The sequence below is a fragment of the Pseudomonas sp. CP4 genome, assembly GCF_047758505.1.
GTDB lineage: Bacteria > Pseudomonadota > Gammaproteobacteria > Pseudomonadales > Pseudomonadaceae > Aquipseudomonas > Aquipseudomonas fluorescens_AO.
This window is the reverse complement of the sequence record NZ_CP180489.1, coordinates 5,672,665-5,699,640: the sequence shown is the minus strand read 5'-3', so window position 1 is coordinate 5,699,640 and position 26,976 is coordinate 5,672,665. Positions and strand designations below refer to the sequence as shown.

At 60.8% G+C, this 26,976-nt stretch carries 28 protein-coding genes; 18 read left to right on the top strand and 10 right to left on the bottom strand.

The genetic code is table 11. From position 1 onward, the window contains the following. Positions 1–26: 26 nt before the first annotated feature. On the top strand, positions 27–1,265 hold the full coding sequence (locus ACMYUN_RS25695) for a nucleoside permease (RefSeq protein WP_415762143.1): 1,239 nt from the start codon (positions 27–29) through the stop codon (positions 1,263–1,265). Positions 1,266–1,344: 79 nt separating this feature from the next. On the opposite strand, the gene ACMYUN_RS25690 is transcribed toward ACMYUN_RS25695, so the two are convergent. Then, positions 1,345–1,644, bottom strand: coding sequence for a hypothetical protein (locus ACMYUN_RS25690; protein ID WP_039763483.1), 300 nt, complete (start codon positions 1,642–1,644; stop codon positions 1,345–1,347). A gap of 1,027 nt (positions 1,645–2,671) precedes the next feature. Between ACMYUN_RS25690 and ACMYUN_RS25685 the strand changes: the two genes are divergently transcribed. Together ACMYUN_RS25685 and ACMYUN_RS25680 are read left to right on the top strand one after the other, a co-directional pair. After that, positions 2,672–3,508, top strand: coding sequence for an AraC family transcriptional regulator (locus ACMYUN_RS25685; RefSeq protein ID WP_016774246.1), 837 nt, complete (start codon positions 2,672–2,674; stop codon positions 3,506–3,508). A gap of 54 nt (positions 3,509–3,562) precedes the next feature. Then, complete coding sequence (locus tag ACMYUN_RS25680) at positions 3,563–4,159, top strand: LysE family translocator (protein WP_122746929.1); 597 nt, start codon at positions 3,563–3,565, stop codon at positions 4,157–4,159. Here the strand turns inward: ACMYUN_RS25680 and ACMYUN_RS25675 are convergent. Continuing rightward, the gene (locus ACMYUN_RS25675) at positions 4,156–4,926 is read right to left on the bottom strand and encodes a helix-turn-helix domain-containing protein (protein ID WP_415762142.1); all 771 of its coding nucleotides are present in this window, start codon (positions 4,924–4,926) and stop codon (positions 4,156–4,158) included. The two genes, ACMYUN_RS25680 and ACMYUN_RS25675, sit on opposite strands and share 4 nt — an antisense overlap. Positions 4,927–5,147: 221 nt before the next feature. On the opposite strand from ACMYUN_RS25675, the gene ACMYUN_RS25670 reads away from it, so the two are divergent. From ACMYUN_RS25670 to ACMYUN_RS25650, 5 genes are all read left to right on the top strand, one after another. Further along, entirely contained in the window at positions 5,148–6,764 is a 1,617-nt protein-coding gene (locus ACMYUN_RS25670; RefSeq protein WP_415762141.1) for an APC family permease, read from the top strand. A 22-nt stretch (positions 6,765–6,786) separates the two neighbouring features. Next, positions 6,787–7,713, top strand: coding sequence for a 4-hydroxyproline epimerase (locus ACMYUN_RS25665; protein ID WP_415762140.1), 927 nt, complete (start codon positions 6,787–6,789; stop codon positions 7,711–7,713). Positions 7,714–7,767: 54 nt separating this feature from the next. Continuing rightward, on the top strand, positions 7,768–8,715 hold the full coding sequence (locus ACMYUN_RS25660; protein ID WP_415762139.1) for a dihydrodipicolinate synthase family protein: 948 nt from the start codon (positions 7,768–7,770) through the stop codon (positions 8,713–8,715). A gap of 63 nt (positions 8,716–8,778) precedes the next feature. Further along, positions 8,779–10,371, top strand: coding sequence for an aldehyde dehydrogenase (NADP(+)) (locus tag ACMYUN_RS25655; protein WP_415762138.1), 1,593 nt, complete (start codon positions 8,779–8,781; stop codon positions 10,369–10,371). Further along, positions 10,361–11,614, top strand: a complete 1,254-nt coding sequence (locus tag ACMYUN_RS25650; protein ID WP_415762137.1) for an NAD(P)/FAD-dependent oxidoreductase — start codon at positions 10,361–10,363, stop codon at positions 11,612–11,614. The genes ACMYUN_RS25655 and ACMYUN_RS25650 overlap by 11 nt, the downstream gene beginning before the upstream one ends. Here ACMYUN_RS25650 and ACMYUN_RS25645 read toward each other — a convergent pair. After that, positions 11,611–11,820: a DUF2945 domain-containing protein gene (locus ACMYUN_RS25645; protein WP_039763200.1), complete on the bottom strand. Its 210-nt coding sequence runs from the start codon at positions 11,818–11,820 to the stop codon at positions 11,611–11,613. The two genes, ACMYUN_RS25650 and ACMYUN_RS25645, sit on opposite strands and share 4 nt — an antisense overlap. A 164-nt stretch (positions 11,821–11,984) precedes the next feature. Between ACMYUN_RS25645 and ACMYUN_RS25640 the strand changes: the two genes are divergently transcribed. From ACMYUN_RS25640 to ACMYUN_RS25630, 3 genes are all read left to right on the top strand, one after another. Next, on the top strand, positions 11,985–12,212 hold the full coding sequence (locus ACMYUN_RS25640) for a hypothetical protein (protein WP_042609586.1): 228 nt from the start codon (positions 11,985–11,987) through the stop codon (positions 12,210–12,212). A gap of 149 nt (positions 12,213–12,361) precedes the next feature. Further along, positions 12,362–13,411 carry an NAD(P)-dependent alcohol dehydrogenase gene (locus ACMYUN_RS25635; RefSeq protein WP_415762136.1) on the top strand — a complete coding sequence of 350 codons (1,050 nt, stop codon included), beginning with the start codon at positions 12,362–12,364 and terminating at the stop codon, positions 13,409–13,411. Positions 13,412–13,540: 129 nt separating this feature from the next. Next, on the top strand, positions 13,541–14,239 hold the full coding sequence (locus ACMYUN_RS25630; protein ID WP_415762135.1) for a tRNA (adenine(22)-N(1))-methyltransferase: 699 nt from the start codon (positions 13,541–13,543) through the stop codon (positions 14,237–14,239). Positions 14,240–14,432: 193 nt separating this feature from the next. On the opposite strand, the gene ycaC (ACMYUN_RS25625) is transcribed toward ACMYUN_RS25630, so the two are convergent. After that, positions 14,433–15,062, bottom strand: a complete 630-nt coding sequence (ycaC, locus tag ACMYUN_RS25625) for an isochorismate family cysteine hydrolase YcaC (RefSeq protein ID WP_016774235.1) — start codon at positions 15,060–15,062, stop codon at positions 14,433–14,435. A 375-nt stretch (positions 15,063–15,437) separates the two neighbouring features. On the opposite strand from ycaC (ACMYUN_RS25625), the gene ACMYUN_RS25620 reads away from it, so the two are divergent. After that, positions 15,438–16,148: an SDR family NAD(P)-dependent oxidoreductase gene (locus ACMYUN_RS25620; protein WP_415762134.1), complete on the top strand. Its 711-nt coding sequence runs from the start codon at positions 15,438–15,440 to the stop codon at positions 16,146–16,148. A 94-nt stretch (positions 16,149–16,242) separates the two neighbouring features. Next, positions 16,243–17,172 (top strand): LysR family transcriptional regulator, encoded by a 930-nt coding sequence (locus tag ACMYUN_RS25615; protein ID WP_039763207.1) that lies wholly within the window; start codon positions 16,243–16,245, stop codon positions 17,170–17,172. Here ACMYUN_RS25615 and ACMYUN_RS25610 read toward each other — a convergent pair whose 3' ends face one another. Continuing rightward, on the bottom strand, positions 17,173–18,090 hold the full coding sequence (locus ACMYUN_RS25610) for an AraC family transcriptional regulator N-terminal domain-containing protein (protein WP_415762133.1): 918 nt from the start codon (positions 18,088–18,090) through the stop codon (positions 17,173–17,175). A 170-nt stretch (positions 18,091–18,260) separates the two neighbouring features. Then, the gene (locus tag ACMYUN_RS25605) at positions 18,261–19,025 is read right to left on the bottom strand and encodes an SDR family NAD(P)-dependent oxidoreductase (RefSeq protein ID WP_039763211.1); all 765 of its coding nucleotides are present in this window, start codon (positions 19,023–19,025) and stop codon (positions 18,261–18,263) included. Between the two features lie 258 nt (positions 19,026–19,283). Between ACMYUN_RS25605 and ACMYUN_RS25600 the strand changes: the two genes are divergently transcribed. Both ACMYUN_RS25600 and ACMYUN_RS25595 read left to right on the top strand, forming a co-directional pair. Then, positions 19,284–20,165, top strand: coding sequence for a helix-turn-helix domain-containing protein (locus ACMYUN_RS25600; RefSeq protein ID WP_130000069.1), 882 nt, complete (start codon positions 19,284–19,286; stop codon positions 20,163–20,165). A gap of 126 nt (positions 20,166–20,291) precedes the next feature. Then, a complete protein-coding gene (locus ACMYUN_RS25595; protein ID WP_415762132.1) occupies positions 20,292–21,029 on the top strand; it encodes an SDR family oxidoreductase in 738 nt (245 codons plus the stop codon). A 1,055-nt stretch (positions 21,030–22,084) separates the two neighbouring features. Here the strand turns inward: ACMYUN_RS25595 and ACMYUN_RS25590 are convergent. Continuing rightward, the gene (locus ACMYUN_RS25590; RefSeq protein ID WP_039763216.1) at positions 22,085–22,780 is read right to left on the bottom strand and encodes a B3/4 domain-containing protein; all 696 of its coding nucleotides are present in this window, start codon (positions 22,778–22,780) and stop codon (positions 22,085–22,087) included. Between the two features lie 46 nt (positions 22,781–22,826). On the opposite strand from ACMYUN_RS25590, the gene ACMYUN_RS25585 reads away from it, so the two are divergent. Continuing rightward, on the top strand, positions 22,827–23,453 hold the full coding sequence (locus ACMYUN_RS25585) for a helix-turn-helix domain-containing protein (protein WP_415762131.1): 627 nt from the start codon (positions 22,827–22,829) through the stop codon (positions 23,451–23,453). A 35-nt stretch (positions 23,454–23,488) separates the two neighbouring features. On the opposite strand, the gene ACMYUN_RS25580 is transcribed toward ACMYUN_RS25585, so the two are convergent. The 3 genes from ACMYUN_RS25580 to ACMYUN_RS25570 all read right to left on the bottom strand — a co-directional run bounded on the left by ACMYUN_RS25580 (position 23,489) and on the right by ACMYUN_RS25570 (position 25,520). Then, on the bottom strand, positions 23,489–23,689 hold the full coding sequence (locus ACMYUN_RS25580; protein ID WP_415762129.1) for a hypothetical protein: 201 nt from the start codon (positions 23,687–23,689) through the stop codon (positions 23,489–23,491). A 145-nt stretch (positions 23,690–23,834) separates the two neighbouring features. Further along, on the bottom strand, positions 23,835–24,464 hold the full coding sequence (ycaC, locus tag ACMYUN_RS25575) for an isochorismate family cysteine hydrolase YcaC (protein WP_016774235.1): 630 nt from the start codon (positions 24,462–24,464) through the stop codon (positions 23,835–23,837). 129 nt (positions 24,465–24,593) lie between these two features. Beyond that, the gene (locus ACMYUN_RS25570; RefSeq protein ID WP_415762128.1) at positions 24,594–25,520 is read right to left on the bottom strand and encodes a Gfo/Idh/MocA family protein; all 927 of its coding nucleotides are present in this window, start codon (positions 25,518–25,520) and stop codon (positions 24,594–24,596) included. Between the two features lie 274 nt (positions 25,521–25,794). On the opposite strand from ACMYUN_RS25570, the gene ACMYUN_RS25565 reads away from it, so the two are divergent. Next, positions 25,795–26,400, top strand: a complete 606-nt coding sequence (locus ACMYUN_RS25565; RefSeq protein ID WP_016774221.1) for an SCO family protein — start codon at positions 25,795–25,797, stop codon at positions 26,398–26,400. After that, on the top strand, positions 26,400–26,879 hold the full coding sequence (locus tag ACMYUN_RS25560) for a copper chaperone PCu(A)C (RefSeq protein WP_073475275.1): 480 nt from the start codon (positions 26,400–26,402) through the stop codon (positions 26,877–26,879). The genes ACMYUN_RS25565 and ACMYUN_RS25560 overlap by 1 nt, the downstream gene beginning before the upstream one ends. Positions 26,880–26,976 lie beyond the last annotated feature (97 nt).

Genomic DNA, 26,976 nt, shown 5'->3' with positions numbered 1-26,976 from the left:
ACATAAAAACAATACGGTGATCTGAAATGAACGTAATGAATGCGCGACTCAGCGTGATGATGTTTTTGCAGTTTTTCATCTGGGGTGGCTGGTTCGTCACCCTCGGTACTTTTCTCGCGACAACGCTGGCCGCCAGTGGTGGTCAGGTCGGCATGGCCTTCGCCACGCAGTCCTGGGGCGCGATTCTGGCACCGTTTGTCATTGGGCTGATCGCCGACCGTTTCTTCAATGCCGAACGTATTCTGGCGGTGCTGCATCTGCTCGGCGCGGTGTTGCTCTATCAGCTTTATCGCGCGGCGGATTTCAGCGCGTTCTATCCCTACGTGCTTGCCTACATGATGGTCTACATGCCGACACTGGCACTGGTCAACGCCGTGGCGTTCCGCCAGATCAAGAACCCGGCGCTGGAGTTTTCGCGGATTCGCGTGTGGGGCACGGTGGGCTGGATTGTCGCTGGCGTGGTGATCAGCTTCGTGTTCGCCTGGGATTCGCAGCAAAGCATCGCCGCCGGAGGCTTGCGCAATACGTTCCTGATGTCCGCCATCGCGTCGCTGCTGTTGGGGCTTTACAGCTTCAGTCTGCCGAACACTGCACCCCTGAAAACCACAGCCGGCGCATCAAGCCTCAAGCAGATGCTCGGCGTCGATGCGCTGGGTTTGCTCAAGGATCGCAGCTATTTGGTGTTCTTCCTTGCCTCGATCCTGATCTGCATTCCGCTGGCGTTCTATTACCAGAATGCCAATCCGTTTCTGGCCGAGATCGGCGTGACCAATCCGACGGCGAAAATGGCCATCGGTCAGGTGTCGGAAGTGCTGTTCATGTTGCTGTTGCCGCTGTTCATCCACCGCTTCGGCATCAAGATCGCGCTCCTGGTCGGCATGGCTGCCTGGGCGTTGCGCTACGTGCTGTTTGCCTTCGGCAATAACGACGATCAGGCATTCATGTTGCTGATCGGCATTGCCCTGCACGGCGTGTGCTATGACTTCTTCTTCGTGTCCGGGCAAATCTACACGGATGCCAAGGCACCGGAACGCTTCCGCAGCTCCGCGCAAGGTTTGATCACCTTGGCCACGTACGGGTTGGGCATGTTGATTGGGTTCTGGATTGCGGGACGGATTACTGACCACTTCACATCAAGTGCAGGCCATGACTGGCAAAGCATCTGGCTGTTCCCCGCCGGTTTTTCCGTGGTGGTATTGCTGTGCTTCTGGGCGACATTCAAGAGCCGCGATCGCGACAAGGCCGTGCTGCCGAGTGCGGTTTAGAGCAGAGTTGTAAAGCGTGAATAGAACGAATGCCGCCTGTGGTTGAGGCGGCATTCGTTATCGATGCTCATCGTTGCGCTCAAGCGGTGCGACGTTCGAGCAGACGGTCAGCGCCACCTTCGGCGACCCGATTGCCTTGCAGATGATCGGAACCGTCAGAAGCGACTGCATCGCTGAACAGTGGGTCAGTTTCGGTCGCAGCGACTGCATCGCTGAACAGCGGGTCGGTTTCGGTGGCGGCTACCGCGTCGCTGAACAAGCGGTCTGTTTGAGTGGCGGCCGCGACCGCATCACTGAACAGCGGGTCGGTTTCGGTGGCGGCGAAGGCATTCAGTGCAAAAACCGAGAAAGCGATACCGAGGATAGTCTGGCGTTTCATGATGATGTGCTCCGAGTTGCAGTGGTTGGGTATGGAGCCGATCTTACGCCGCACCATGGATATGAGAACTTCATTGACTTAATGGTTGTTATTGACGCAATCAATAGCTGGTCGAGCATGAGCCGCTATTGGATTGATCTTTATGCTATTGCTTACGTCACCAAGCGAAACGCCCTACAAAGTGGAAAGCATAAAACTGACAATCTCATTTTTGACAGTATTATTCACACAAAAAAAAGACCCGTATCAGTCGAAACCGAAACGGGTCTTTTCCCACTTAGACGACCTTATTTCAAGTCGTCAAAGTGATCTCGCAGGAACTCGTAAAAGCGCAAGGCTTTCAACAATCTCCATACAAGGCTCAGCGTACGCAGCAAAAGCTTCATACGTTTTGGCCTCCAGGGCTGGCGGCCAAACCTCCAGCAAACTTACCGGACCATGCGTGCCTTCAGCCTACATGTTGGTGTAGCTAGCGAGGCGGCCGGTTGAAATCCCTCCGAGACATCATTCCGGCGCGGGTGCGAATCCGCGTCAGAGGGCGTAAAACCTTTTGCGCCCCCAGCCAAACCTCACTGCTCTACCAACAAGATGAGCGCGGGCATCTTAACGCAGAAATCAGAAGAGAAAACCCGAGTAGCCAAGGTTATTCTGCGGCTACGACAGAACCTTTGTAAAATCGTATTTCTGACAATGTTTATTGACAGACCTGAATTCAGTTTCATGCGCTGGACGTTCCGAAAAAACCTCGCACACCACGCTAAACCTTCGTTGCACTGACGGGAGAAACTCAATACCATGCGCGGACATGTTGGTGTGGCTAGTGATGCACACGGCCTCGGCTCCAAACCGAGGCATGAAAAACCGCCCCGCGAAGGCGGTTTTTTTTCGTCTGCGTTTTCTGGTCCCATCCAAGGCACATTGCCTGACGCGATCCCCCCTGCGCACCTGCACAAATCTTCTAAACACTCTCCTCCTCCACGCGGTATTTTGGAAACGCCCCTGCTCAACCGCCCTATGGAGTCCTCCCATGGACAAACGCAACTGGATCTCTCTCTCCCAGGATGTCGATACCGGGATCGAGTCGATTCGTGCGCATTTCCGTGGGCATGCCTACGATCCACACTGGCATGACAGTTTTCTCGTCGGAGTGACCGAACAAGGCGTCCAGCAATTCAACTGCCGCCGGGTGCGTCATCGCAGTACGCCGGGGCACGTGTTTCTGCTCGAGCCGGGTGAAATCCACGACGGCCATGCGCCGACGGAGGATGGCTTTACCTACTCCATGCTGTATCTCGATCCGCACTGGCTGGAGCGCGAACTGCACGCGCTGTTCGAAGAGGCACCCGCCGACAGTCAGCCAGGCTTTGCCGACACCCTGAGCCACGACCCCCGACTGTCGACCGCGATAGTGCAGGCCTTCCATGCGCTGCACGACGGTGACTTGCGCATCGTCCGGCAGACTGCGCTGGATGGCCTGCTGGCGTCCCTCACCCGCCATCTCGACTGGCGCAAGCGTCAGGACTTCGATCCGCGCCTGCCACTGGTTGCGCAGGTCGCGCGGGACTATCTGCATGCCCACACCTATGAAGACATCGGCCTCGACGACCTTGCGCAAGCCTGTGGCGTCGATCGTTTTCGCCTGACCCGCGCCTTCAAAGCCGCTTTCGGTCTCGCTCCCCACGCCTACCTGATCCAACTGCGCCTGGCCAAGGCGCGGCAATTGCTCGCGCGCGGCGAGACGCCAGCGCAGGTGGCCAGCGTGCTTGGTTTCGCCGACCAGAGTCACCTCGGTCGCTGGTTCCGCCGCGCCTACCAACTGACCCCGGCGGACTACCGCAGACGCTGCTCAAATCTTCCAGACTGAGGCCTTCGCGCTGACGATCATGATGTCCTGTTTCGACATTCAGGAATTTGCACCATGGCGTCTTTACTGCCCTTTCTGCTGTTTGCTTTCGTTGCCTCGATCACCCCGGGGCCGACCAATATTCTGGTGCTGAGCCACAGTTCCCGGCGCGGATTGATTGCCACATTGCCGATCATTTTTGGCGCCTGTGCGGCGGCGGCGCTGATTGTGCTGGTGGTCGGGCTCGGTGCTGGCGAAACCCTGTTGCGCTTTCCGCGCGTGCAACAAGCGATGGCTTGGGGCGGTGTGCTCTGGCTGAGTTGGCTGGCGTGGCAGATCTTTCGCAGCCCGCCGCCATCGCTGGACCCGAATGCCGCGCAGGAACAAGGTTTGAGCGTATTCGGCGCGGCGCTGCTGCAACTGGTCAACCCTAAGGTGTGGATGATGGCTGTGGCCGTGGTCAGCGTATTTGTTGGCGGCGGCGACAAGACGCTGCGCCTGCTGGTGTTGTCGCTGGCGTTTCTGCTGGTATCGCTGCCGTGTATGACGCTCTGGGCATTGCTCGGCGTTGGCAGCGCACGCTTGCTCAGCTCACCGCAAGCGTTCAAACGAATGAACGCGGCGCTGGCCCTCCTTCTGCTGCTCTCGGCGTGGCTGGCCGTGTTGGTCTAAAGCCCGGTCGCCTGCCGGTATTCGCGTGGTGTAAACCCGGTCGAGGCCTTGAACTGACGGGTGAAAGCGCTGTGATCGGTGTAGCCGCATTGCAGCGCAACCTCGGTGATCGGCAAGTCGCTGTGCAGCAATCGATGCGCGTGTTCCAGGCGGACTTTCTGAATCATCTGCCGTGGTGTCAGGTGGAAAACGCGTTTGCAATAGCGCTCGAGTTGCGCCACGGAAATTCCGGCGATCCGCGTCAGTTCACTCAGCGGTACCCGCCGGTTGAAGTTACCGCGAATGTATTCATCGACCGCCGCCAAACGCTCGAACGCCGGATGGGTTTCACTGGCTGATTGCAGATCCACCGAGATCCCCACCAGGCCGATGATCGTCCCGTCACGGTTGTAGATCGGCCGCTTGTGGGTCAGGCACCAACCTGGTTCGCGACTGCCATACAGGTGCAGTTCGAGCTGATCCTCCAGCACAAATCCTTCCTCCAGCACCTTGCGATCCTGCTCGGTATAACCGGGGCCCAACTGCGCCGGGAACACCTGCGCACTGGTTTTGCCGAGCAACGGGCGCAAATCCTTCAAACCACAACGTTGCACCAGCGTGCGGTTGGCCAGCACATAGCGCGCTTGCAGGTCCTTGATGAAGATCGCCGCATTGGGGATCACATCGAGTATCGGCAACAGCTGCGCGGCACTGGCGACCATCTCTTCGAGGGTCTGCGCACGCAAGCCGTCAGTGCCCTGGCACAGGATCGAAAACGCTGACTGCATCAAAGACTTCCCCTCGAGCTGAACCACCATAAATGCCACTCGCGAGCAGATTGCAGCAACGTCGCGGCCCTGTCGAGGCCGCGCATTCATCACTGCCACTGTGCTGAATTCGTCATCGATCCCTGCGTAAAACATCAATCGCCGCCACTGCCGAGCGGTGCAAAGTCTGCTCGTCCCCGTGACACAACTGCCTATCCAATAACTCACAAGAAGGCGATGCCATGTCAGGCCAAGGCAAGTTCAAAAAACAGCTTTCATTGATCGACCTCACCTTTATCGGACTCGGCGCGATCTTCGGCTCCGGCTGGTTGTTCGCCGCCAGCCACGTCTCGGCGATTGCCGGTCCGGCGGGGATTTTTTCCTGGTTGCTGGGCGGTTTCGCCGTGTTGCTGCTGGGCATCGTCTACTGCGAACTGGGCGCGGCATTACCCCGTGCCGGCGGCGTGGTGCGCTACCCGGTTTATTCCCACGGCCCGCTGCTCGGCTACCTGATGGGCTTCATTACGCTGATTGCGTTTTCCAGTCTGGTGGCGATCGAAGTGGTCGCCTCGCGCCAATACGCGGCGGCGTGGTTTCCGGGCCTGACCAAGGCTGGCAGTGGCGATCCGACCATCCTCGGCTGGCTGGTGCAGTTCGGCCTGCTGTGCGTGTTTTTCCTGCTCAACTACCGCAGCGTGAAGACCTTCGCCAAGGCCAATAATCTGGTCAGCGTGTTCAAATTCATCGTGCCGTTGCTGGTGATCGGCGTGCTCTTCACCTTCTTCAAACCGGAGAATTTCCAGGTTCAGGGATTCGCCCCATTCGGACTGTCCGGCGTGGAAATGGCGGTCTCCGCTGGCGGGATCATCTTTGCCTATCTGGGCCTGACGCCGATCATTTCCGTGGCCAGCGAAGTAAAAAATCCACAGCGCACCATTCCCATCGCGCTGATTCTCTCGGTGCTGCTGTCGACCCTGATTTACGTGCTGCTGCAAATGGCCTTTCTCGGCAGCATCCCGACGGACATGCTCGCCAACGGCTGGGCCGGTATCAGCAAGGAATTCGCCCTGCCCTATCGCGACATCGCCCTGGCGCTCGGTGTGGGCTGGCTGGCGTATCTGGTGGTTGCCGATGCGGTGATCTCGCCGAGCGGCTGCGGCAACATCTACATGAACGCCACGCCGCGAGTGATCTACGGCTGGGCGCAGACCGGCACCTTCTTCAAGGTCTTCACCCACATCGATGAAAAGTCCGGCATCCCGCGTCCGGCGCTGTGGCTGACCTTCGCCCTGTCGGTGTTCTGGACCCTACCGTTTCCATCGTGGGAAGCGCTGATCAACGTGGTCTCCGCCGCGCTGGTGCTGAGCTATGCGGTGGCGCCAGTGTCGGTCGCGGCGCTGCGGCGCAATGCGCCGGACATGCCGCGCCCGTTCCGGGTCAAGAGCATGGGCCTGCTCGGGCCGGTGTCGTTCATCATCGCCGCGCTCATCGTCTACTGGTCGGGCTGGAACACCGTGTCTTGGCTGCTTGGCCTGCAGATTCTGATGTTTGTCATCTACCTGTTCTGCGGCCGCTTTGTGCCGACCGCACACCTGAGCCTGGCGCGTCAGGTGCGTTCATCGGCGTGGCTGATCGCCTTCTACGCGGTGACCATCGTGCTGTCGAAACTCGGCACCTTCGGTGGCCTGGGCATCCTCGCCCATCCGTTCGACACGATCGTCGTCGCCGCTTGCGCCACCGGCATTTACTACTGGGGCGCAGCGACCGGCGTGCCTGCCCATCTGCTGCGCCTGGACGACGAGAGCGAAAGCCCTGCGCCCTCGCCCACCGTCAACGCCCGCCCTGCCGGCGCCTACTGAAATCATACAACGGGATCTCTTCATGAAACGAGTACACGTCATTGATTCCCACACCGGCGGCGAACCGACGCGACTGGTGATGAGCGGCTTCCCCGAGTTGTCCGGCAACAGCATGGTCGAGAAACGCGACGCCCTGCGCAGCCAGCACGATCAGTGGCGCCGCGCCTGTCTGCTCGAACCGCGTGGCAACGATGTGCTGGTCGGCGCGCTGTATTGCCCGCCGGTCTCGCCGGACGCTACCTGCGGGGTGATCTTCTTCAACAACGCCGGATACCTGGGCATGTGCGGCCACGGCACCATCGGCCTGATCAACTCGTTGCAGCATCTGGGGAAAATCCAGCCGGGCGTGCACAGGATCGACACACCGGTGGGGCAAGTCAGCGCGACGCTGCACGACGATGGTTCGGTCACTCTGGGCAACGTGCCCGCTTACCGTTATCGCAAACAGGTGCCGGTGGACGTACCCGGTTTCGGTCGCGTTGTCGGCGATATCGCCTATGGCGGCAACTGGTTTTATCTGGTCTCCGAGCATGGCCAGACGTTGACCATGGACAACGTCGAGCACCTGACGGCCTACACCTGGGCGATGCTCAAGGCGCTGGAAGATCAAGGCATCTCTGGCGAAGACGGCGCGCTCATCGACCACATCGAACTGTTCGCCGACGACGACAACGCCGATAGCCGCAACTTCGTCATGTGCCCCGGCAAAGCCTATGACCGCTCGCCGTGCGGCACCGGCACCAGCGCCAAACTCGCCTGTCTGGCCGCCGACGACAAGCTGCAGCCCGGCGCGCTATGGGTTCAGGCGAGCATCACTGGCAGCCAGTTCGAAGGCCGCTTCGAATGGGAGGGCGAACGCATTCGCCCGTTCATCACCGGCCGCGCCTACATGACCGCCGACAGCACCTTGCTGATCGACGACACCGACCCGTTCGCGTGGGGCATCTGAGCCGTCACGCCGATTTTTCACCTCGAATCAAACGAAATGCCAAGGAGTTGAACCATGAGCGACAACATCTTCACCGGCTGCATGCCGGCCCTGATGACCCCGTGCACCGCCCAGCGCAAACCGGATTTCGAAGCGCTGGTGGCCAAGGGTCGCGAGCTGATCGATATCGGCATGAGCGCCGTGGTTTATTGCGGCTCAATGGGCGACTGGCCGCTGCTCACCGAAGCCGAGCGCCAGGAAGGCGTGGCGCGTCTGGTCGCCGCCGGGGTGCCGACCATCGTCGGCACTGGCGCAGTGAATACCCGTGAAGCAGTCTCCCACGCAGCGCATGCGGCGAAAGTCGGCGCGCAAGGCTTGATGGTCATCCCGCGCGTGCTCTCCCGTGGCGCCTCGGCGACGGCGCAAAAGGCGCACTTCGCCGCGATTCTGCAAGCCGCGCCGAACTTGCCGGCGGTGATCTACAACAGTCCCTACTACGGCTTCGCCACCCGCGCTGATCTGTTTTTCGAACTGCGCCGCGAATACCCGAACCTGATCGGCTTCAAGGAATTCGGCGGCGGCGCGGACCTGCGCTACGCAGCCGAGAACATCACCTCCAAGGATGACGACGTGACGCTGATGGTCGGCGTCGACACGCAGGTGGTGCACGGTTTCGTCAACTGCAACGCCACCGGCGCCATTACCGGCATCGGCAACGCCCTGCCCCGCGAAGTGCTGCAACTGGTGGCGCTGAGCAAGCAGGCCGCGCAAGGCGATGCCAAGGCCCGGCGTCAGGCGCGGGAGCTGGAGTCGGCGCTGGCGGTGCTGTCATCGTTCGACGAAGGTTGCGATCTGGTGCTGTATTACAAGCACCTGATGGTGCTCAACGGCGACAAGGAATACACCCTGCACTTCAATGAAACCGATGTGCTGAGCGACTCGCAACGGCGCTATGCCGAGAAGCAGTATTCGCTGTTCCGTCACTGGTACGAAAACTGGTCCGCCGAGCAGAACTTCGCCTGACTTCTACCTGCCGCGAGTCAAAACGATTCGCGGCAGGCCTCGCTCATTTCACAGGAAGACACTATGACTCTGACGGGCAACATGCTGATCGGCCAACAATCCGTGGCGGGTACGCGTCCGGCCTTTCGCGGGATCGATCCGGCGACCAACCAGGCACTTGAACCGCAGTTCGCCGGGGCGTCAGCCGAACAGGTGGAACAGGCCTGCGCTTTGGCTTGGGCGGCGCAAGACGCGTACCGCGAAACCAGCCTGAGCGCCCGTGCGGCATTTCTCGAAAGCATTGCCGAGCACATCGACAACCTTGGCGATGAACTGATCGAACGCGCCCACGCCGAAACCGGTTTGCCGCGCGCGCGCCTTGAGGGTGAACGCGGGCGCACCTGCCAGCAATTGCGCCTGTTCGCCCGCACGGTGCGCGCCGGTGAATGGCTGGACGTGCGCGTCGACCATGCGCAACCACAACGCCAGCCACTGCCGCGCTCCGACCTGCGGCAACGACAGATTGCCTTGGGGCCGGTCGCGGTGTTTGGTGCGAGCAACTTTCCGCTGGCATTTTCCGTGGCCGGTGGCGACACCGCTGCGGCGTTGGCGGCTGGTTGCCCGGTGATCGTCAAGGCGCACAGCGCGCATCCGGGCATCAGCGAACTGGTCGGCCGCGCAGTCGCGCAAGCGGTCAAAGCCTGCGCTCTGCCCGAGGGCGTGTTTTCCTTATTGTTCGATTCTGGCTACGAAGTCGGCATCGCACTGGTCAGCGACTGGCGCATCAAAGCCGCTGGTTTCACTGGCTCGCGCACTGGCGGTCTGGCCTTGATGAAAGCTGCGCAAGCGCGGCCCGAGCCGATCCCGGTGTATGCGGAAATGAGCTCGATCAACCCGGTTTTGCTGTTTCCCGCCGCGCTGGAAAATCGCGCGCAGGCGCTGGCCGAAGGGTTTGTCGCGTCGCTGACATTGGGCGCCGGGCAGTTCTGCACCAACCCGGGATTGTTGATTGCCCGCAAAGGCCCGGCGCTCGACGGGTTCCTCAGCGCGGTGGCTGAACTGATCCTGCGCAGCGCGGCGCAAACCATGCTCACGCCCGGCATTTTCGGCGCCTATCAAGCAGGCGTGGCGGCTCTGCAAGGCAATCCCCGTGCACGCGCGGTAGCGGTTGGCCAAGTCGGCAGCGGCGCGAATCAGTGTCAGACGCATGTCTTCAGCACCGAGGCGGCGAATTTTCTTGCCGATCAGCGTTTGCAAGCTGAGGTCTTCGGCGCTGCATCGCTGATCGTGCAATGCAGCACTGACGAGGAAATCCGTCAGGTCTGCGCACACCTCGAAGGCCAACTCACCGCGACCCTGCACATGGATGACGCAGACCTTGCAATGGCGCGTACGTTGCTGCCGACCCTGGAGCGCAAGGCCGGGCGCTTGCTGGTCAATGGCTGGCCGACCGGCGTGGAAGTCTGCGAGGCGATGGTGCATGGCGGGCCTTACCCGGCGACCTCGGATGCGCGCAGCACTTCGGTCGGCACTGCGGCGATCCTGCGTTTCCTGCGGCCGGTGTGCTATCAGGATTTCCCTGACAGCTTGCTGCCGACGGCGCTGCAACAGGCCAATCCGCTCAACCTTCGGCGCTTGCTCGATGGCCAACGGGAAGCGACACGCCATGACGAATAACCCTTCGCACGACATCGCCGTGGTCGGCGCCGGGATCATCGGCGTGGCTTGCGCACTGCGCCTGGCGCGCCAGGGTTTGCGCGTGGTGGTCATCGATCAGCAGGAACCGGGGCATGGCGCTTCGTTCGGCAATGCCGGACATCTGGCCACTGAGCAGGTATTTCCGATTGCAGACGTGTCGATCCTCAAGCGTTTGCCGGCCATGCTCATGGACCCGATGGGACCGCTGCGCCTGGACTGGAAATATCTGCCGAGGGCCCTGCCATGGTTCACCCGGCTGCTGCTGAATCTGCGGCCTGAGCCTTTTCAGAAAACCGTCGCCGGCTTGCGTGCGCTGAATGAAAGCAGTCTCGACGCGTGGCAGCGCTTGCTCAGCGATATCCAGCGCACCGATCTGCTCAAGGTTGACGGCTCGTTACTGGTCTTCGAAAAACCTGAATCCCGACAGGCCATCGAAGCGTTGCAGGCACGCCTGAAGCAGCAGCAAGTGCCGGTGGATTACTGGCCAACCGGCGCGATCCGCGAAACCGCGCCGCAGCTCAACGAGCAGATTCGTGGCGGACTATTTTTCCCACGCACTGGCCATTTCCTCGATCCCTATCGCGTAGTGTGTGCACTGGTCGAGGCGGCTCGCAGCAGCGGCGTGAGTTTTCTCCAGCAGCGGGTTCAGGGCGGCTACGTGCAGGAAAACGGCGTTTTACTAGTGACGGGCAACGGCGGTGTGACGGCCAGCCGCGTTTTACTGGCCTGCGGTGCACACTCGGCGAAACTTACCGCCGCGCTGACCGGCAAGCAGGTGCCGCTGGACACCGAACGCGGCTATCACCTGATGCTGCCGCATGAGCATGATCGCTTGCCCTTCCCCGTCACCTCGCTGGAACGCAAATTCATCATGACGCCAATGCGCGAAGGCCTGCGCCTGGCCGGCACAGTCGAGTTCGCCGGGCTGGAGCGGCCGGCGAACATGGCGCGCGCCTGGCAGTTGCAGCGTTTGAGCCAAGGTCTGTTTCGCAAGGACCTGAACGCTGATGGCGCAACTCCATGGATGGGCTTTCGCCCGTCGCTGCCGGATTCGCTGCCGGTGATCGATCAGGTGTGCGACGGCAAGGTGTTGCTCGCCTTCGGTCATCAACATCTGGGGTTGACCCAGGCGGCGGTGACGGCGGAGATGATCGGGCAAATGCTCTCAGGCGCGACCGTCGCGCTGCCCGACACCGAGCCCTATCGACTGGCGCGTTTCTAAGCGTGCTTCAGCGCATCGCCGTGATGCATGGCCAAATGGCCGGTCTTGTCGCTCTGGACCTCGTACTGCGGCGCGTCTTTCGAGGCCGGGCGGTGGCGGCCCATGAACTCGGTGTCGCGGGTGTGCACCTTGACCACTTTGCCGTGAATCTCGCCGGCCTCGGAATTCCAGCGCACCGCATCGCCGACCTTGAATGAACTGCTCATCATTGCGTCCTCGCTCTGGCTTGTTGGTTTATGGAGCTGCGCGCGTTGCAGAAATTCCGCATTTATGCGAGGCGACCGAAGGCAGGCAAAAAAATCGAACGGCGAAAATCACCCGCACCTCCAACTTGCACAAGCCATAGAAAACGGCCATTGCGAGGTGTCAGATGAACAACGATCAAGGCAAGCAAGGTGACGATCCGCTCCCAACCACGCCCGACCCGCTGAGTCCGGGGCGTACCGAGGTCGATCCGATGAAGGAACGCGGCATCGACGAACTGCCCGACAACGAAGGCGAAATCCCATTGGATGATGACGATGCGGGACTAGACCCGGAGCGCGTACGCCAAGAAACCGACAACGCCGAGATGGACGATCAACCCAATCCGCGTTGAACCTGGAAAGGCAGCCGTAACATTGCGGCTGCCTTGGGGTTCTGCGGTCAACGGCAGAATCAGGCAAGCATTGCACAGAAATGCACTACTTCACGCCCGACCCCACGCGCAACAATGGGCGTCCGAACCACCCCATGGAGGATGCTCACATGCTCGTACAAGCCTACGGCGCCCACGCTGGCGACAAACCCCTTGAGCCCATGCAGATCAACCGCCGCGCCCCGGCGGCGCACGACGTGCAGATCGATATCGCCTTCTGCGGCATCTGCCATTCCGACTTGCATCAGGTGCGCGCCGAATGGGCTGGCACGCAATTCCCTTGCGTGCCCGGCCATGAAATCGTCGGCCGCGTCTCGGCGGTCGGCGATCACGTCAAAGCCTACAAGGTCGGCGATCTGGTCGGTGTCGGTTGCATCGTCGACAGCTGCCAGCACTGCGATGACTGCGACTCCGGCCTGGAAAATTACTGCGACGGCATGATCGGCACCTACAATTTCCCGACCCCGGATGCTCCGGGCTGGACCCTCGGCGGCTATTCGCAAAACATCGTCGTGCACGAGCGCTACGTGTTGCGCATTCGTCATCCCGAAATGCAACTGGCCGCCGTCGCGCCGCTGCTCTGCGCTGGCATCACCACTTATTCGCCGCTGCGCCACTGGAACGCCGGCCCCGGCAAGAAAGTCGGCGTGGTCGGCATCGGTGGCCTCGGCCACATGGGCATCAAACTGGCCCACGCCATGGGCGCGCATGTCGTCGCATTCACTACTTCCGAATCCAAGCGTGAAGCGGCCAAGGCACTGGGCGCGGACGAAGTGGTGGTGTCGCGCAATGCCGAGGAAATGGCGGCACACGCCAAGAGCTTCGACTTCATCCTCAATACCGTCGCAGCGCCGCACGATCTCGACGCCTTCCTCGTGCTGCTCAAGCGCGATGGCGCGTTGACCCTGGTCGGTGCGCCTGCTTCGCCGCATCCATCGCCAAACGTGTTCAACCTGATCACCAAGCGGCGAACCATTGCCGGCTCAATGATCGGCGGCATTCCCGAGACTCAGGAGATGCTGGATTTCTGCGCCGAGCACGGCATCGTTTCCGACATCGAATTGATCCGTGCCGACCAGATCAATGAGTCCTACGAGCGCATGCTCAAGGGCGATGTGAAATACCGCTTCGTCATCGACAACGCAACCCTCGCCGGCTAAGCGCCAACGTCCATCGGCAGCGACATGCTGCCGATGGCTCGGGGAATCCATCGGCGCGATTTGACAGCGCCCACGTTGCTCGCCACAGTCGTACCCCTTTTTCCACCGTTGGGTGAACAGGGGTCGCCGTTGAACCAACAGACATTGTCCATGCGCCTTGAACGCGTCGCCGCCCATGTGCCAGTGGGGGCGCGACTGGCCGATATCGGCTCCGATCACGGTTACCTGCCGGTGGCCTTGCTGCGCCGCGGACTTATTACAGCGGCGGTGGCTGGCGAGGTGGCGTTGACGCCATTTCACGCGGCGCAACGCACCGTTAAGGACAACGACCTGCACGGCCAGATCAGCGTGCGCCTGGCCGATGGCCTGGCGGCAATCAAACCTGACGATGCGATCAGCGCCATCACCCTGTGCGGCATGGGTGGCGAAACCATTCGCGATATTTTCGACAGTGGTAAAGCCCATCTCAGTGGCCACGAACGCTTGATCCTGCAACCCAACGGCGGCGAGCAAGCGCTGCGCCAGTGGTTGATGGATAACGGCTACCGCATCGTTTGCGAAGAAGTGCTGCACGAAAACCGTTTCGACTATGAAATCATCGTTGCCGAGCGCGGCTTTGATCCGGTGACTTACGATGCCAGGGAACTGTTTTTCGGACCGCTGCATCTGCAGGCACGCTGCCCGGCATTTCTGCACAAATGGCAACGCAGGCTGAGGCAGCGGCAGAAGACGTTGGGGCAGTTTACGCGAGCGCAACAGGCGTTGCCGGAGGATAAAATTCTTGCGCTGAAGCAAGAGATGCAGTGGATCAGCGAATTGCTCGGGTGACTGTGCCGCCGTCTTCGCGAGCAGGCTCGCTCCCACAGGAAATTGCATTTCTCCTGAGGAAACACGGTCAACTGTGGGAGCGAGCCTGCTCGTGAAAGCGGTGGGTCAAGCTACAGAGCAACCAAGTTGGCCGCAGCCGTCGGAAAAACAAAAAGCCTGCTGTTAAAAGCAGGCTTTTTCGTGGGCCGTGAACTTACTTCTGCTGCGTCAGCGCCGAGTAGCTGTTCATCAGGTTGCGGTAGTTGGGAATGCGCTGCGACAGCAGATTGCCCAGGCCTTCGATGTCGTTGCGCCAGTCGCGGTGCAGCTCACAGGCTACCGAGAACCAGTTCATCATCTGCGCGCCGGCCTGAGTCATGCGGCTCCATGCGGCTTGCTGCACGGTGGTGTTGAAGGTGCCGGACGCATCGGTGACCACAAACACATCAAAGCCTTCTGCCAGCGCCGACAGGGTCGGGAACGCGACACACACATCCGTGACCACACCGGCAATGATGATCTGCTTGCGACCGGTGGCCTTGATCGCCTTGACGAAGTCTTCGTTGTCCCAAGCGTTGATCTGACCTGGGCGAGCGATGTACGGCGCGTCCGGGAACATCTCTTTCAGCTCCGGTACCAGCGGGCCGTTCGGGCCTTGTTCGAAGCTGGTGGTGAGGATCGTCGGCAGGTCAAAGAACTTGGCCAGATCCGCCAGCGCCAGCACGTTGTTCTTGAACTCGTTCGGCGAGAAGTCCTGCACCAGCGAGATCAAACCGGTCTGATGGTCAACCAGCAGCACGATAGCGTCGTCTTTGTTCAGGCGGTTGTAGGTTGGAGTGGTCATGGTGTGCGTCCCTTTTCAAGTTTGAAGTTTTGTTGTTGCGTTCAAGTTGGGTACAGATTACTGACGCACAGCAAAGGGATAAATCGGCTGAAAAGCGTTTCACCGTCCACCTGAACAGGACAATCGAAACCTGCCCCTGTAGGAGTGAGCCTGCTCGCGATAGCGTCAAGTCAGCCAACATATTCACCCGCTGAAATGACGCCATCGCGAGCAGGCTCACTCCTGCAAAAGCGCATCTTTTGGCTCGCCCCGATTCGATACACCACAGTACAAATGATGTACCTCAGCCCCCATTTATCAACTCGGCACAACTTCCTAAAGTCTCCTCCAACAGCCACCCGCCATTCCGACGGGCCAGCAACAGAGGAAATCATCATGAGCCCATCGAAAAAAGTAGTTGTCATCACCGGCGCCTCGCAAGGCATCGGCGCAGGTCTGGTCGAAGGCTTTCGCGCCCTTGGCCATCAAGTGGTCGCAACCTCGCGCTCGATCAAAGAATCCAGCGACCCGGATGTACTGACCGTCGCCGGCGACATTGCCGATCCGCAAACCGCCGAGCGCGTGATTCGCGCCGCTGTCGCCCGCTTCGGTCGCGTCGATACGCTGGTCAACAATGCCGGGATCTTTCTGGCCAAGCCGTTCACCGCTTACAGCCAGGCGGACTATGCCCAGGTCGTGGCGACCAACATGAGCGGCTTCTTCTACATCTCGCAACTGGCCATCGCCGAGATGGAAAAACACGGCAGCGGCCACGTCGTCAGCGTGACCACCAGCCTGGTCGATCATGCAATCGACGGCGTGCCTTCGGTATTGGCGTCGCTGACGAAGGGCGGCATCAACGCCGCGACCAAATCCCTGGCGATCGAGTACGCCAAGCGCGGCATTCGGGTCAACGCCGTGTCGCCGGGCATCATCAAAACGCCGATGCACGCCGAGGAAACCCATCAGGCGCTGGGCAGCCTGCACCCGGTCGGCCACATGGGGGAAATCGACGACATCGTGCAAGCGATCCTCTACCTCGACAGCGCGAACTTCGTCACTGGCGAGATCCTGCATGTCGACGGTGGCCAGAGCGCCGGCCATTGATCGAAACCCTGCAACGCCGCCGGTGGATACCGGCGGCGTCGTTGGTTGTGGTACACAGAGGATGAACGTCCGTCGATCCTCGGTGCGAGCCACAATGAAACGCCATTTTGAAGATTTGCAGTTAGGCAGTATCGAACTGTTCTGCCTGGCCGCCGAAGCCGGCAGCTTCACCGCCGCCGCGCAACTGGCCGGGGTCACGCCCGCTGCGGTGAGCCGGTCGATTCTGCGTCTGGAGCAACGCCTGGGTTCGCGACTGTTTGCCCGCACCACGCGCAGCATTCGCCTCACCGACGCCGGACGGAGCTTCTTCGAACAATGCAGCCAGGCGCTGACGCAACTGGTTGAAGCGCAGCAGGAAGTCATGGGCGCGCAGACTTCGCCATCGGGTCGACTGCGCATCAGCCTGCCAACCACCTACGGGCATCACCGCATCCTGCCGCTGCTACCGAAATTTCGCGCGTTGTACCCCGAGGTCACGGTCGACGTGCACTTGGGCAACCGCAATATCGACTTCGTTGAAGAGGGCTACGACCTGGCGATACGCGTGCGCGCGCAACCGGACTCGACCCTGATCGCGCGCTTGCTGGAAGACGCCGCCCTGGTGGTGGTCGCCGCCCCCGAATATCTGCATAGAGCCGGCACGCCGCAGACGCTGGACGATCTCATCGCGCATGAGTGCATCCAGTTCGAATTGCCCAGCAGCGGGCGGCGGATTTCCTGGCTGTTTCAGGAAAACGGCCGGGACCTGGAAGTGATTTCCGACGGTGGCTATTCCTGTTCCGACGATGTGCTCGGCGGTGTGACACTGGCCAAGCACGGCGCCGGGCTGTTTCAGACTTACCGCTTCATCGTCGAGCAGGAACTGGCGGATGGACGCCTGATTGAAGTGCTGCAACCGTACGCCGGACGTTCGCGCCCCTACACCCTGCTCTACCCGCACGGCCGCTATGTGCCGCAGCGGGTGCGGGCGTTTGTGGATTTTCTGTTGGGGTTTCGTGAGGAATGGGCGGGACCCCCGCGGTAATCAACCGGTCTGGCGCAGGCGGCTGAGTTCCTTCGACGGCGGGCAGCCGAACTGGCGGTTGTATTCGCGGCTGAACTGCGAAGCGCTTTCGTAGCCGACGCGGTAACAGGCGCTGGACACGTCCAGCCCTTCATTGATGATCAGCCGCCGCGCCTCTTGCAGGCGCAGCTGTTTTTGATATTGCAGCGGGCTCATCGCGGTGACGGCTTTGAAGCGGTGATGCAGCGCCGAATTGCTCAGATTGGCCACCTGCGCCAACGCGTCGATGCGCAATGGCTCGGTAAAATTCCTGTTCAGCCAGTCGATGGCGCGCGTGACCCGGTGGGTCTGCGAATCGCTGACGGCGATCTCATACAGCAGATGCCCGTGCTGGCCGCGCAGCAGGCGGTAATACAGCTCACGCAACACCATCGGTGCGAGCATGCCGATGTCGCGCGGGTTATCCAGCAGGCGCACCAGACGCAGCATGGTGTCGAGCAGGGTCACGTCGATCTTGTCGAGAAACATGCCGCGCCCGGTTTCCTGCGGCATGCCGGTCAGCGGCGACTCGGCAATCAGTTGCGTCAGTTGTGCCGGGTCGAAATCCAGCCGTACGCAAAAATACGGCGCCTCGGGCGAGGCTTCGATGACCCGTCCAGACACCGGCAACGTCACTGACACCACCAGATAATTCAGCGGGTCGTAGATGAAGCGTTCGTCACCCAGCCCGACTTCCTTGCGCCCCTGCACGATCAGGCACAGCGCCGGCCGATGCACGACGTGGATCAGCTCGGACGGTCCATCGAGACGGATCACGTGCAGCGGCGCAATCGCGGTTTCGTAGGTGCCCGGCGCATCGAAGCGCTGGGTGAGCAAGCGCACCAGCTCGGCGCGATACACCGCCGTGTCGTGGAGGATGGAAGCATCGTGGTTATCCATTCAAAGGGCCTCGAAAGCAGACGAAGGTCGGTCAACTGCGGAGGAAGATTAGCCAGTTTTACCCAGCGGCGACTAGATCAAAGATGCTGCAGATTTGCCTGATTCTGCGTCGCTTGGACCGGAGTTAAACCATGGACGCGCGATCGCGCGCGCCCATGGCTGTACCGTTATCAGCCCGCTGTTACCGTCATGCCGCCATCGGCCATGACCACCGAGCCGACCATGAAACTGGCGCGCTCGGAGGCCAGGAAGGTCACGATCTCGGCGATCTCTTCCGGCTGCGCCGCCCGACCGATTGGCGCCGCTTCGCCGTGCTGCGCGAGGAAGCCCGGGCCGTCCTCGACCACGTCATTGAGGATATTAGTCACCACATCGCCGACGCCGATGGCGTTGACGCGAATGCCGTGCTCGATGACTTCCAGGGCCAGCGTACGGGTCAGTTGTGCCAGCGCGCCTTTGGAAGCGGTGTAGGCGGCAATGGTCGGAAAGGCAAAGTACGACGCATAGGAAGCGATATTGACGATCGCGCCGGACTTGTTCGGGATCATCGCCTTGACCGCTTCGCGGCAGTGCAGGAAGGCGGCCGTGGCATTCACCGCCTGGATCTTTTCCCAGTCGTCGCGGCTCATGTCGATCACTGCTTTGTTGATAATGATCCCGGCGTTGTTGACCAGAATATCCAAGCGCCCGAACTGCTCGACGGCAAGGCCGACTGCGCGTTCGGCGGCGCCGTCCTTGGTGATGTCCGCCACCAGCGGCACCAGATCGGGACGAGCCAGTTCTTCGACAGCCGGGTTGAGGTCTTCGGCAATCACCTTGGCGCCGCGAGCGTGCAGCATCAGCGCAATCGCCTTGCCGATGCCACTGGCCGCGCCAGTGACCAGTGCAACTTTACCGGCGACTTCTTGTGGCAGGGTGTGGTTGAAATCAGTCATGGTTTTAACTCCTCGATAGCGAATCGGTGTTGCGCCTGATGGCGCGGTCGTAAACACGGCTTCACTGTCGCGCACTCTCCGCCGCCGGGCTTTCGGGCGATTGCCGGGACTGTCGGAGTTTTGCGCTGGAATTTCCTGCCCGCCCGCCCTAACCTGCAAAATCATTCACAGCCGAAGCTTTTGATGGAGCGTCCTGTGTCCTCTACCAGCCCCGCTACACCGACAATCAGCCAGCCCGCGCGCATCGCCGCCGAAGCCATGCCGGAGCATCTGCCCGGTGTTGCGGAAACGACCACGCCGCGGCCGCAGACCAAGGATGCGGTGGTGCAGCTCTTCCGCCATCAAACCCTGCTTGAGCCGATCCGCGTGCCGTGCGTGGCCGAACCGCTGCTGGTGCTGGTATTGGCCGGCACTGCCCGGGTCGAAGAACGTTCGTTGGGCGGAGAATGGCAGGCGAGCCAGGTCACGGCGGGCGATTTCTTCCTGACCAACACCCGCGAACCTTATGAAATGCGCTGGCAAACCGAAGGTTGCGAGGTCTTCGAAGTCATGCACCTCTACCTCGGTCTGGGCCTGATCGAACAAGCGGCGCGCGAAGCGTTCGGCGAACAGGCCGGTGCAGTGACGTTTGTCGATGTGTCCGGTGCGCGTGACGAGCAGGTCAGCTTCATCCTTGAGCAACTGCGCATCGAACTGACCGAACAGCGCCAGCCCAGTGCACTGCTGGTACACAGCCTGGCTCAGGCGTTGGCGATCCATTTGCTGCGGCACTATCTCGACCCGGACAGCAACCCGCGCCGCGACAACGCCCTGCCCGCCTACAAACTGCGCCGGGTGATCGAAGCCATGAATGCGAATCTGGCGGAGGATTTCAGCCTCAGTCATCTGGCCGCCATCGCCGGGCTGAGCGACTACCACTTCAGCCGCACCTTCAAGCGCGCCACCGGTTTATCGCCCTCGCAATACTTCATCCGCCTGCGCATGAGCCGCGCGCGTCATCTGTTGCTGGAGACCGCACGCAGCGTAATCGACATTGGCCTGGAGGTTGGCTATTCCAGCCCCAGCCACTTTTCCCAGGTGTTCCGCCGTGAAGTCGGCGTCACGCCTAGTGCCTACCGCGATGCGCCACGTGGGGCCTGAAACCTGTCGAAAAGCGATGCAGCAGAATTGGGCAAATCCCGTGGAGGAATCGATTAATAACCCATGAGCCCCAGCACTTAATCTTCTTCCAAGCCCACTCACGGGCACATTGAAGAGGACTACATCATGCTGAACATTCAAGACAAAGTGATCGTGATTACCGGCGCCAGCAGCGGCATCGGCGAAGCCACCGCACGCCTGCTCGCCGAACGTGGCGCCAAAGTGGTGTTGGGCGCACGGCGCACCGAGCGTCTGGCAGTGATTGCCGAAGAGATCAATAGCGCCGGTGGCCACGCGCAGTTCCGCGCACTGGACGTCACCGATCAGCAGGATGTGCAGCGCTTCGTCGATTTTGCCGTGGAGCATTACGGCCGTGTCGATGTGCTGGTCAACAACGCCGGGGTCATGCCGTTGTCGCGGCTGGACGCGCTGAAGGTCGATGAGTGGAACCGCATGATCGACGTCAACATCCGTGGCGTACTCCACGGCATCGCCGCCAGCCTGCCGTTGATGCAGCGCCAGCGCGCCGGGCAGATCATCAACATCGCCTCGATCGGCGCCTACGCCGTCAGCCCCACCGCAGCGGTGTACTGCGCGACCAAATACGCCGTACGGGCGATTTCCGAAGGCTTGCGCCAGGAAGTCGGCGGCGATATCCGCGTTACCGTCATCGCACCGGGCGTGACCGAATCGGAACTGGCCGACAGCATCTCCGATGAAGGTGGCCGCGCCGAGATGAAATCCTTCCGCAAAATCGCCATCCCCGCCGAAGCCATCGCCCGTGCAATTGCCTACGCCGTTGAACAACCGGCAGATGTCGACGTCAGCGAATTGATCGTACGTCCTACCGCCAGCCCCTACTGAGACCAGAAGTCAATCTGTGGGAACGAGCTTGCTCGCGAAAGCGGTGGATCAGTCGGCAAAGATGTTGGATTTGCCGCCGCCTTCGCGAGCAAGCCCGCTCCCACTGGGGGTTTGTGGCAGCACCAAACCAATGGTCAACGCAGAACATTGCAGGAGTGAGCTTGCTCGCGAAAGCGGTGGATCAGTCGGTAAAGAAGTTGGATGTGCCGCCGCCTTCGCGAGCAAGCTCGGTCTCAATGGGGATTTGTGGCGCCACCAAATCAATGGTCAGCACGAAAATTGTGGGAGCGAGCTTGCTCGCGAAAGCGGTGGATCAGTCAACACAGATATTGGATGTGCCGACGCCTTCGCGAGCAAGCCCGCTCCCACAGGGGGTTTGTGGCAGCACCAAACCAATGGTCAACACAGAGCATTGTGGGAGCGAGCTTGCTCGCGAAAGCGGTGGATCAGTCAACACAGATATTGGATGTGCCGACGCCTTCGCGAGCAAGCCCGCTCCCACAGGGGGTTTGTGGCAGCACCAAACCAATGGTCCACGCAGAACATTGCAGGAGTGAGCTTGCTCGCGAAAGCGGTGGATCAGTCGGCAAAGATGTTGGATTTGCCGCCGCCTTCGCGAGCAAGCCCGCTCCCACTGGGGGTTTGTGGCAGCACCAAACCAATGGTCAACGCAGCACATTGCAGGAGTGAGCTTGCTCGCGAAAGCGGTGGATCAGTCGGTAAAGATGTTGGATGTGCCGCCGTCTTCGCGAGCAAGCTCGCTCCCGCAGGGGGTTTGTGGCAGCACCAAACCAATGGTCAACGCAGAACATTGCAGGAGTGAGCCTGCTCGCGAAAGCGGTGAATCAGTCGGTAAAGATGTTGGATGTGCCGCCGTCTTCGCGAGCAAGCCCGCTCCCACAGGGGGTTTGTGGCAGCACCAAACCAATGGTCAACACAGAGCATTGTGGGAGCGAGCTTGCTCGCGAAAGCGGTGGATCAGTTGGCAAAGATGTTGGATGTGCCGCCGTCTTCGCGAGCAAGCCCGCTCCCACAAGGAATCGCGGTGCTGCTGACTACCGCGCTCCCGGCCCGATCAACATGCTTTCAATCTCGGCACCGGGCATCATCTGCTGTAAACCTTCGATGAGCTTGTCGCCGGCCTCGGTCAGCGCTTCCAGCGGCATGGCCGGCAGGCTTTCAAGGATGAACCACATGTGCTGCGCCTGCGCATCGAGGCGGGTTCGCACGCCTTGGCGCCAGTTCCAGCGCCGGCAGGTCACGCCCTGATCGTCGCGCCAGACCACTTCGCCAGCGTCCGGAAATTCATGCGCGGGCTGACCTTCTTTCATCGTATCGAACAGCTCGCTGCCATCAGCCACGACCAGACGCGGTGAACCGACGTAGGCCTCGGCATTTTCGCCGCCGACGGGAATCGCATATTCGAGGCTGATGGCGTTGTACAGATCGACCACCGGATCGATGCTCGGCAACTCGCCGTCGCGCAACACGCGTTTGCGCAGAGCCTCGGCGGAGCACGGCGTGCGCTGCGGCTTGGCGCCGAACTGGCGAAACACGTCCGCCCAGGCCTGCAAGTGCGCGGGCGCCCACTGCGGACCACCGGCGGCGACGACCTGACAGGCTTTGGCCAAGGCTTCACCGGCCACATAGGCCTGAGTAATCGGCGCCGCTTGCACGACAATACTCAGCGCTCTGAAGCCCGGCGCGAGTTGCGCAACAGCCGGATCGATTGACGGCACGACAGACAGCATCCCAGAATCCCCCTCATACCTGAATTTCAAACGATGCTAGCGATCAATGACCAAGAAAGTCAATATATCGACCGAAGCCGGCGCCGACGTCCAGACCGTGAGCGCCGCGGTTTCACGCACGCTCAAACAGGCGCGCAAACAACAGGGCATCACCCTGGACGAACTGTCCCGACGCTCCGGCGTGAGCAAAGGAATGGTGGTCGAGATCGAGAAAGGCTCGGCCAATCCGAGCATTGCGACCCTGTGCAAGATCGCCGCAGCGCTGGGCTTGTCCGTGGCCGACTTCGTCAATGTCGCCGACACTCCGACGGCGCACCTGATCGACAGCCACGACATCCCAACGCTGTGGAGCGGTGAGCTGGGTGGATCGGCGCGACTGCTGGCCGGCACCAGCGGCCCGAACATGCTCGAGTTGTGGCGCTGGGAACTGTTTCCCGGCGAGTCGTTTTCTTCCGCCGGACACCCGAATGGCACCACCGAGCTGTTTCATGTCGAGAAAGGCACGTTGCATCTCAAGGTTGGCGATGCCGAGCTGCTTGTCGGGCCTGGCTGTTCGGCGGTAGCGCGGACGGATGCGGCGCATGAGTACGCCAACCGTGGGCGGTCGAAACTGGTGTTCACCATGTCGGTAACTGAACTGCATCAGGGCGCTCGCGAGAGCCCCTCACTCTAGTTTCGGAGCAAGAGGCATCGATTCACAGCTCGCAATCAGCGTGACGGCGGATGCTCCGTCGAAACCGAGTTCGTCGCATCGACATCCGACATGTCTTCCTCAACCGGTGCCTCATCGTCCGGCCGCAACGGCACTTCTGGATTTCCACGCTTGGGATCGTGGCCGGTCTCGTTGTCGGTGGTGCGCGTCACGACTTGTTGCGAGTGGTTGCCCGGTGCGTTTTCATCAATGTCCATGTCGGTCTCCGATGTGATTCAGCGAGATGTACCTGAGCGTGTGAAATGCCCAAGCGTGACAAGTGCCCGGCACTGGACGAACGGCTTTCTGTAGAGAACGCAAAAAGCCTGCTTTCGAGGCAGGCTTTTGCTTTGGATTTGACGCTTACTTCTGCTGCGTCAACGCCGAGTAGCTGTTCATCAGGTTGCGGTAGTTGGGAATCCGCTGCGACAGCAGGTTGCCCAGGCCTTCGATGTCGTTGCGCCAGTCGCGGTGCAGCTCGCAGGCCACCGAGAACCAGTTCATCATCTGCGCGCCAGCCTGGGTCATGCGGCTCCACGCGGCTTGCTGCACGGTGGTGTTGAAGGTGCCGGAGGCATCGGTGACCACGAACACATCAAAACCTTCCGCCAGTGCCGACAGGGTCGGGAACGCTACACACACATCCGTCACGACACCGGCAATGATGATCTGCTTGCGCCCGGTGGCCTTGATTGCCTTGACGAAGTCTTCGTTGTCCCAGGCGTTGATCTGACCTGGGCGAGCGATGTACGGCGCGTCCGGGAACATCTCTTTCAGCTCCGGCACCAGCGGACCGTTCGGGCCTTGTTCGAAGCTGGTGGTGAGGATGGTTGGCAGGTCGAAGAACTTGGCCAGATCCGCCAGCGCCAGCACGTTGTTCTTGAACTCGTTCGGCGAGAAGTCCTGCACCAGCGAGATGAGACCGGTCTGATGGTCAACCAGCAGCACGATAGCGTCGTCTTTGTTCAGGCGGTTGTAGGTTGGAGTGGTCATGGTGTGCGTCCCTTTTCAAATTTTGAAGTTTGTTGTTGCGTTCAAGTTGGGTACAGATTACTGACGCACAGCAAAGGGATAAATCGGCTGAAAAGCGTTTCACCGTCCACTCAGACCGGACAATCCACTTCAGTTGTAAAACGGCTCGACCAACGCGCGGCTGCCAACAAAGAAACTGTCCGCCACCAGGCGCAACGGTTGCAGGTCGAGGTCGCTGGCCTTGTCGCCGATCAATTGCTGGAAGTGGCGATAGACCGCTGCGTACTCGCCCTCCTCAGACACGCTTTGGCGCTCGCCGTCGATGCTCAGCACCGCGCCGCCGTTGTCCAGGCGCAGGACGCCTTCGACGCAGCGAATTTCGATGCTCCACAGTTCGTCGTGGCCATGGTCGAAATCGAACTCGGCGCGTACGTCGAGCTGATGCGCATCAGACATTTTGATCGAGGCGGCAATCGGCGACTGGCAGTTGCTCGGCACGCGCAGCTCGGCGGCTTCGACAAACAGCGGCAGTGCCAGCAGGTGGGTGATGATCGACAAGGCGTTGATGCCCGGATCGAACACACCCAGGCCACCCGGTTGCCAGATCCACGCCTGGCCCGGATGCCATTTGCGCACGTCTTCCTTCCAGTCAATCTGTACGCTTTGCAGGGTGCGGCTGGCCAGCCAGTTGCGGGCGGCGGCGATGCCCGGTGCGTAGCGTGAATGCCAGGCGAACAGAGCACTGACGCCTTGTTCAGCGACCTGATCGACCAGGGCCATGGCCTCGCCCAACGTTGCACAGGGCGGTTTTTCCACCAGCACGTGCTTGCCGGCCGCCAACGCCTGTTGCACCAGGGTAAAACGCCCTTGCGGCGGCGTGCAGAAGGCAATCGCATCGACGGCCGGGCCGTTTTCAAGCAGTTCGCCCAGCGACTGGAAGTTTTCCACCCCGGCGCAAGGTTTGCCCTGGGTGGCGACCGCTACCAACTGGAACGCGGGGTTGGCGAGGATGGCGGGAACGTGTTGATCCTGGGCGATCTTGCCGTAGCCCACCAGGCCGAGACGAATCGGTTGCATTACAGACTCCTGTTGTTGTTTTGGTCTTTGCAGCGCAGCGGCAAGAGTACGTGTTTCTACGCCCGCCTCCAATCGTCATACTATTTAAATCGATTCTGATCACAACGAACGAATGGGCGTATCCGTCATTTCTTCTTACACCTTTTGTCGTCCGATCCCGCACCGCGCGGCGATCGGCAGCCGGCGATCAGCCTCAGTTTGCTATCATGCGGCGCTTTTACGGTTAACCCCCCGCCAGTCCTGCCGACTCGCGGGCTGCAAAAGGCGGTATTAGATGACGGCTTTGTTGACTCGCCGCAAGGTACTTGCGGGAATGGGCGTGCTCGGGCTCGGCCTGCTCGCCGGTTGCGATACCCGTGGCCAACTGTCGTACAAGTACGGCAAGGATCTGAGCGACAAGATCCTCGGACGCACCTTCAAGCTCAAGAACCCCGAAGGCGAGACCATGTCGCTGTCGAGCTTTCGCGGGATGATGCCGATGATCTTCTTCGGCTTCACCCAATGCCCGGCCGTTTGCCCCACTACTCTGGCCCGCGCCGCACAGATCAAAAAACTGATGGGCCGCGACGGCGATCGCCTGCAAGTGGTGTTCATCACCCTCGACCCCGAACGCGACACGCCGCAGATCCTCGACGCCTACGTCAAAGCCTTCGACCCGAGCTTCGTCGCGTTGTACGGCACGCTTGAGGAAACCAAGGCGACCGCCAAGGAATTCGACGTGTTTTACGAGAAAGTCCCGGCCGGCGACACCTACACCATCTCCCATACGTCCACCAGTTACGTCTACGACTCGCGTGGTGAGTTGCGCCTGGGCCTGTCCACTTCGCTGACAGCCCAAGAGTGCACGGAAGATTTGCTTACTGTTATGGAGGTCTGCTGATGCATCCCGTTCTGAATCACCTCAAACGCACCGTATGTGCACTGTCCCTGCTCGGCCTGGCCTTTCAGGCGTCGGCGCAGACCAAAGTCGACGATGCCTGGGTCCGTGCCACTGTGCCGACCCAGTCTGCCAGCGGCGCGTTCATGACCGTTACTGCCGACAGCGACAGCAAATTGCTCAGCGTTGCCTCGCCAGTGGCCAAGGACGTACAGATTCATGAAATGAGCATGAAGAACGACGTCATGACCATGGGCCCGGTGAAGTCGGTTGAGTTGCCTGCCGGCAAAGCCGTGAGCTTCGACCCGAACGGCTACCACGTCATGCTGATGGGCCTGACCGGTCAGTTGAAGGAAGGCGACAGCGTGCCGCTGACCCTGACCGTTGAAAACGCCAAGGGCGAGAAAGAAACCATTGAAGTCAAGGCACCGGTTCGCGCGCTGACCAACATGGGCGGCCATGATCACAGCAAGATGCATTGATCGCTGACAGAAAGACTCTTCGCCTGACAGAAAAACGGGGCGGCTTGATCGATGATCAGGCCGCCCCGTTTTTTATGGAAACGATGCTTTGACCGCA